Source organism: Flagellimonas hadalis, from assembly GCF_007785775.2.
Classification (GTDB): Bacteria; Bacteroidota; Bacteroidia; order Flavobacteriales; family Flavobacteriaceae; genus Flagellimonas; species Flagellimonas hadalis.
This window is the reverse complement of the sequence record NZ_VNIK02000016.1, coordinates 77372-83902: the sequence shown is the minus strand read 5'-3', so window position 1 is coordinate 83902 and position 6531 is coordinate 77372. Positions and strand designations below refer to the sequence as shown.

The 6531-nt window shown below is 38.0% G+C and carries 6 protein-coding genes; 3 read left to right on the top strand and 3 right to left on the bottom strand.

Annotation, left to right across the window (positions count from 1 at the left end):
• Window positions 1-350: hypothetical protein (locus FOT42_RS18155; protein ID WP_192938429.1), on the top strand; the 350-nt coding region annotated here is incomplete at its 5' end.
• A gap of 92 nt (window positions 351-442) precedes the next feature.
• On the opposite strand, the gene FOT42_RS16780 is transcribed toward FOT42_RS18155, so the two are convergent.
• The gene (locus FOT42_RS16780) at window positions 443-2737 is read right to left on the bottom strand and encodes a S8 family peptidase (protein WP_151891676.1); all 2295 of its coding nucleotides are present in this window, start codon (window positions 2735-2737) and stop codon (window positions 443-445) included.
• An 11-nt stretch (window positions 2738-2748) separates the two neighbouring features.
• Window positions 2749-3108, bottom strand: coding sequence for a hypothetical protein (locus FOT42_RS16775; protein WP_151891675.1), 360 nt, complete (start codon window positions 3106-3108; stop codon window positions 2749-2751).
• A gap of 491 nt (window positions 3109-3599) precedes the next feature.
• Here FOT42_RS16775 and FOT42_RS16770 point away from each other — a divergent pair, with 491 nt between their 5' ends.
• Both FOT42_RS16770 and FOT42_RS16765 read left to right on the top strand, forming a co-directional pair.
• Entirely contained in the window at window positions 3600-3947 is a 348-nt protein-coding gene (locus tag FOT42_RS16770) for a plasmid mobilization protein (protein ID WP_036383575.1), read from the top strand.
• On the top strand, window positions 3937-4986 hold the full coding sequence (locus FOT42_RS16765) for a relaxase/mobilization nuclease domain-containing protein (protein WP_151891674.1): 1050 nt from the start codon (window positions 3937-3939) through the stop codon (window positions 4984-4986). Before FOT42_RS16770 ends, FOT42_RS16765 begins: the two co-directional genes overlap by 11 nt.
• Window positions 4987-5283: 297 nt before the next feature.
• On the opposite strand, the gene FOT42_RS16760 is transcribed toward FOT42_RS16765, so the two are convergent.
• Window positions 5284-6474, bottom strand: coding sequence for a site-specific integrase (locus FOT42_RS16760; protein WP_151891673.1), 1191 nt, complete (start codon window positions 6472-6474; stop codon window positions 5284-5286).
• Between the last annotated feature and the right edge of the window lie 57 nt (window positions 6475-6531).

Here is a 6531-nt window from a genome sequence, read left to right as displayed (position 1 = left end):
GGCGAAGGTGGTATACTATGTCCGGCGTTTCCAGAAGAAGGGCTTTTATTGTCATATTGGAAGAATTCTACTATGACGTACCTGAGTATCCAAGTGAACTTACCCTTGATGGTGTACATAGAAGGGCCTCACAACGGTTTGAATATATGAATCGCAATATCAAAGGGTTTACAACCCCGACAGAAATCCATCCCAAAAATCCATGCACGTATTATGAGGACAATACCCATGGAAAGGCTAGATATAGGGTTGCATTGAAGTATTTGGTAGAAGGGTTCGATACGTATTTTCAAGAACCCAATGCTGAAAATTCACTAAGGTTTATATATAGGGAAATAATGCTTTGTTAATGTTGGAGGCGAACGTGAATCGATTCATGAGCTTTTAATTTGGGCATCTACAACATTGAAAATGAAATTCGTGAAAAGTTATTCAAAACAGATCACTGAATTATTATTTGATGAGTTTCCTCAATTTCCTTTGCAACGATTTTAAGAAAATAATTTCCTTTTTGTATGTTAGATACATCCAATGTTGATTCTTCCCCTAAATTGCCAAAATATTTTTCTTTAATCAATAGCCCGCTAAGGTTGTATAGTTCCGCTCTAAAAGGTTCTAATTTGCTCGAATTTTGGATTTTAACATCTAAATCGGCATCAATCCTTTTAATATATAGTTGACTGTTTGCCGGGTTGGGATAAACGAAGGTTGAATGATTGCTTCTGTTACCAATTTGGGTACAATCAACATATTCGACTTCAAAACCTGCCCATGAACTAGTACCGCAAGCATTTGTGGTTCTAACCTGAAATTCATACCATCCCTGCGATGGAATATAGTTTATAGTTCCTGTATTATATTGTCCTGGCGGAGAGGTATAGACAACAGTTAGATTTGGATAGCTTCGAAGACGGTATTGATAAGTTGTATTTGCAGTATTCGGATAAATCTGATACGTATTACCCGTATGGCTAGTACATAGATATTCTTCACCATCAGCCCCGTTAGAAAACGAAACATTATTTATAGGAGCTAAACCTACACTGACATTCTTTGAAATTACTTGAGTGGTTCCACATGAAGGATTTAAAGTAGCCGTAATTACAGCTGAACCTGTAAAACTACCAATTCTTGTAAATGTGGTCGATGATTGGCCTTGGGTAAAACTAAGGGCGTTTGATGGGGATACAGACCAGGTAATGGATCCACCATCCAATTCAGCAACCTCCATAGTGGCTGAAGGACAAAACATTGATGGCCCTTCAATTATGGGAATAGTTTGTTGAAGTGCCGCTTGAGCATTTAGTCTACCATGTCCTAGATTGTTATTGAAGCCAGTACCTGTCGCCGTAGATTTCAATATATTGCTCACTTGGGATTCTGTCATACTCGGCTTATATGATAACATTAATGCCACAACACCGGCAACTTGAGGACAGGCCGCGGATGTTCCTCCAAAATTATTGACATAATTCCCACCATTGTATCCATTAGCTCCCTGCCTATCTGTGGTTCTTATATCGCCAAGAAGATTAGTATTGCCTGATGGGGCAACAATGTCCATTTCAGGTCCCCTGCTACTGTACGCCCAAAGATTCCCGTTCCTGTCGACTGCACCGACGGTTATAACACCCGCTACGTTTCCGGGAAATGCTACAGCACCACCACTATTGCCAGAAGCAAAGACCACTATAGAGCCTTTACCGTTTCTTCCTTGAGATCTAGCTCTACCAATAGCTTGGGTTATTGCATCACTGGAAGGATATCCCCATGAATTGCTCAAAACATCTGACTCGCCCTCATCCCATGCCCAGTCAATGGCATCTCTGATTTGGCCTGCCGTGACAAAGGGTACAGAAATATTGATGGGTACTATTTCAGAGCAAGGTGCGATTCCTGCAATCCCCTCATTATTGTTTCTTGTTGCTGCAATAATACCTGCACATGCCTGACCATGCTCTGCCCCGGCTAAAGGTGCACCATTTCCATTGGGGTTGCCTATGGTATATCCGTCAACGACCCTTCCATCAATATCAGGATGATTTTCAACACCATCATCTATTACTGCAACCCGAACATTGGCGAGTCCTGTTGTAATTGCCCATACCTCTGGGGCATTTATGTCAATTCCAGGCGTTCCTCCGAATTGCCCTGTATTGTTTAAATAATATTGGTCAGGATATAAGGGGTCATTTTGAAACATCTTTAGCTTGCTGATAAAGTTTGGGTGACTATATTCTACATGACCCGTTTCGTACAACTTATTCGCAATTTGGAATATTTTGGAATAATCTTTTACTGTGGCAGTGTAACTGCCATAAGACTTATTTGTTACTATCAATAGGTTGTCGCAAATTTTATTGATCTCTTCAATGGTTACGCCTTCCTTTGGTCGAAATAAAATCTCTCCTGTTGGAATTATGGAACTCCCATCTTCGTTGAAATAAGCAAATATCCTGTTAGCAGCTAATGAAATTAATTCTTCATTAACTTTTGAGTTTTTGCCATCAAATTCTATAATTACAGTAGTACTGTTTATTCGATCAATTTTTTTAACACCTTGCATCTCTTCAATACGATTCTTGATATTGGTGCCTTCTTCAATGTTTGCAACTATTTTAGAATTATCCTGAATCAAGGGATTTTTTTGATTTCCTGACCAGTAATATTCCTGTGCCAATAAAGGCGAATTGACTCCCATATAAAAAAGTAGCAATACGATTGAAAAATTTCTCATAAGCTGATATTCTAAGGCTCTATATTGGTCCTGATGGTTTGGTAAAAGAATTCGGGAGAGTAGTTTGCGGTGCAGGCCCCATCTGGAAATTCAGCTCTTTCGATATCCATATTTATCTTTAAACCTTCTGTTCGCATTTCTTCAGGAAGGTTGGTAATGCCTATTATTTTTAGGGATGTATTGGATTCTGTACTTATTGTGTTTTCCAATTCCACCTCATAGACAAAACCGTTGTCCATGGTTTGACAGGTTGCCTGGCCTTTTACAATGGCAACTACATTTTTTAAGGCCTGTTCATTTACATCATCATCGTTTGAGCAGCTTATGAGCATAAGTAAAACTAAGAAGGTATATAATCCTGATATTCTCATGACTTAAAGATAATTATAATTTATATATAAAGTAATTTCCTACATAAAACATTAACTCCTATTTAAAAGACTGAGCACCTTACAATTGGTTGCGTTGAACTCGTGAACCTATAATGCATTGTTGGTGCAAAGAGTATTTAAATTATACCTCAAACGCTCTGCATCGAGGTAGTTCATTTTCATTTCAAAAAATCATCATCAAACTTATTTTGTTCTTTTAGGTTAGAGGGATTCATAATTAGAGTAGATGAACATTGATTATGTTACTTTCCCTTTCTATGGAACTCGCTGTTATGTTTTGGTTTATTTTAAAACATCCAACAGATTTGCCGTACAAAAGTCCATGTACGGCAAATCCTTTCTAAGAAATCCATAGGCCATAGGTTTGCCATATAGTTGATCGGAGGTCACGAAGCAAGTTGTGTTTTTGCTAACAAAAACCCTGCGCACCTTGTTTGCAGTTTGCCTTGTGATCCGTTAAATCATTTGAAATGGGAAGGCCAAAAAAAGAACTTGGGTTATTAAAAACAATACAGGTCAATGTCAGGATGACTGCTGCTGATCATTCCAAAGTTTCCGTTAATGCAGAAACCATCGGGCTGTCCGTTGCCGAATATATCCGAAGAAAATGTACGGGAAAATCCTTGCCGAATAAAAAGATAACCCCATTGGACAGGAAACTCTTTGTCGAGTTGAGCCGGGTGGGAAACAACCTGAACCAACTTGCCAGGGTCTCAAACTCAGGTATCCGTGACCCGTTCAACATCATTAAACAATTGGAGGAGGTAAAAATGCTGTTGCAACAGCTCAAATCAAATATAGCGAACAATGATAGGTAAGATAACCATAGGAAAGGATTTTTACGGTGTTCTTGCCTACAATGAGAAAAAGGTAAGCGAAGGTGTAGGGTATGTGATCGATTCCAATATAGAGTATTCCACAGCGGTAAACATGACACAGGAATTCAATTTGATCAGGCAATTGCGTCCGGGACTTGGGAATGCGGTCCTTCATGTTTCCTTGAACCTGCCGTACTCTGACCAATTGGACGATAAAGAATTTGCTTCATTGGGATGCGACTATCTGATGAAAATGGGTTTCGATAACAACCAGTTCATTATGTACCGCCATACCGACACAGAACACGAACATATCCATATAGTGGCCAATAGGGTAAGGTATTCGGGTAAGATAACAAATGATAGTAACATTAAAAGAAGAAGCCGGGAAGTGCTCAATGATCTGGAAAGGAATTATGGACTAACCCAAATTTCAACAAAAGCCGGTGCAAAAAAATCACTTGACCAAAAGGAAATAGAGAAAACCCTGAGAACAGGCGATTTACCTATCAAACTTATCTTACAGGAGCGGATTGGTTTGGCAATTTCAAGGGCAACGGATACAAATGAATTTGTCAAATTACTGAAAGAGCTAAGTATATCGCCAAGATTCAACATTAGCAAAACCACAGGAAGGGTTTCGGGCATTTCTTTCAACTATCAGGGCATAGTATATAAAGGCAGTACCCTTGGTAAAAATTTTTCATGGAACAGTATCGTAAAACAAATCGATTATGAGCAAACAAGAGACCGTTCAGTTATACTATCGGCTAATGGAAAAGAACGAGGAACTGATCAAGCTGACGAAGGAAACGTTGAAGGAACAGTCAAGGTTGAACCAAGAAATAATGGGACTGCAAAAGGCACTCGAAATTCTGCTCAACAATCAAAAAGTCATGTGGGAGAAATTAAGGAAAATGGAATAGTCGAGTCTTTAATGGATGAATCGGAATGGAATCCTTTTAAGCTGGAACTTACTGACCATGGTGCCAGAAAAAAGTCTAAAAGAAAGAAGAAAAGAAAGGGATTGAACAAATAAATCGAATCAGAGTGTCGTAAAATTCAATGGGCAATCAAGTAAACATACAACCCCTTAATCTGACCGGTAAGGCGTTTTGCGAAAAGCTTGGTGTATCGTACAATGGACAGATCATGCAGGCTTTACGGGATCTAGGATTAGTCAGTTTTTTCAAAGTTGGCAAAAAATACCTGTATGCTTATGAAGACATTTATTCGGTCAATCAAAAACTCAGAAAGGGGGAAATATCCATAAGAGTGGACAAAGGGTATTATATCACTATTAATGAAGTAGTTTAAGTATTGCATGAAAAGCACTTCAACCGAACAATCGATTCATTTCTTCTGCTTCTTCCTTATGGTAAAAATCTTTTAAATAATGCTGTGTGGTGGACAATTTGGTATGCCCCAATAGTTTGGAGATCATTAACAACCCAGTATCTTTTTTTACCGCAAAGTCGGCGAAGGAATGTTTTGCCATATGCATATTTACCCATTTTCCTATTTCTGCTTTTTCACAAGCATTACGCAATGACCGGTTTATAGCATTATTGGCAATATATAATTTGTGTTCTATTTCTTCTGCATTTTTATTGTCCATTCCATAAAGGGGAGGAAAGATAAAAGTATTGTTTCTACCTTTATAATTTTCTAGTATAGCCACAGCCTTAGGAGTCAAAGGCAAAGTTCTTTTTGCACCGGCTCTAGTTCTGGATTTGCCCATAGTATATACGATTTCATTTCCGGCAATGTTTTCCCATTTAAGCTTGCATATATCAGAAAATCTCATGCCAGCCGTATAGAAGGAAAATAGGAACATGTCCCTGGCTTTGATCATCCCTTTGAATCTTACAGGGATTTCCAATTCTGAAAGTTTGGTGATTTCTTCAAAAGTCAATGAGTCTTTTTCAACATTCTCAGTTACTATTGTATAGCCTCTTATGGGATTTTCCTTTATAACACCCATTTTCATTGCTTTATTTAGAACTGCGTACATTGACTTGAAATTCGAGGCGACGGTATTAATTTTATTCCCTTTTTCAAGCATCCATTTTTCATAATCCTTGGCGAATTGTACGGAAAGATCGGAGAATGAAACGTAGCTCGAGAATTTTTTTAGTTTTTGGATGTACTTCTGTTGTGTGTTGGCAGTGCGGATTTTACCTTTTAACCTAGCTTCATCGACTATTTGTTGATAGAAGTCCAAAAAAGAACTAGTATCATACTTCTTGTTATTCTTATAAAGAAGGAGCAAGCGTTTGGCTGAAATCCCTTTATTATTGTAATAGATTTGTTGAACAGAGATCAATAAGGATTGGAGATTGGCGTTCAGTTTTTCTTCAAGTGGATGCCTTTTTATTTTTTTCTTTTTGTCGTCCCACTGGTTTTTTAGTACGGATATTCCAGAGTCAATATACTGGACATCCTTTTTAGAAGTCTCAAGTTTAAGTCTTATTAATTGGGTTCCGTTCTTTTTTAAATAAGAGGAAAGATAATAGTTGAAATTCATTAGTTCGGTATTAGTTCGGAATATGCATAAATATAATGAAATATAAACGATTATAAA

Coding starts and splice junctions, on each gene's coding strand:
- FOT42_RS16760 (WP_151891673.1), bottom strand. CDS start 6,474: ATGAATTTCAACTATTATCTTTCCTCTTATTTAAAAAAGAACGGAACC.
- FOT42_RS16765 (WP_151891674.1), top strand. CDS start 3,937: ATGATAGGTAAGATAACCATAGGAAAGGATTTTTACGGTGTTCTTGCC.
- FOT42_RS16770 (WP_036383575.1), top strand. CDS start 3,600: ATGGGAAGGCCAAAAAAAGAACTTGGGTTATTAAAAACAATACAGGTC.
- FOT42_RS16780 (WP_151891676.1), bottom strand. CDS start 2,737: ATGAGAAATTTTTCAATCGTATTGCTACTTTTTTATATGGGAGTCAAT.
- FOT42_RS16775 (WP_151891675.1), bottom strand. CDS start 3,108: ATGAGAATATCAGGATTATATACCTTCTTAGTTTTACTTATGCTCATA.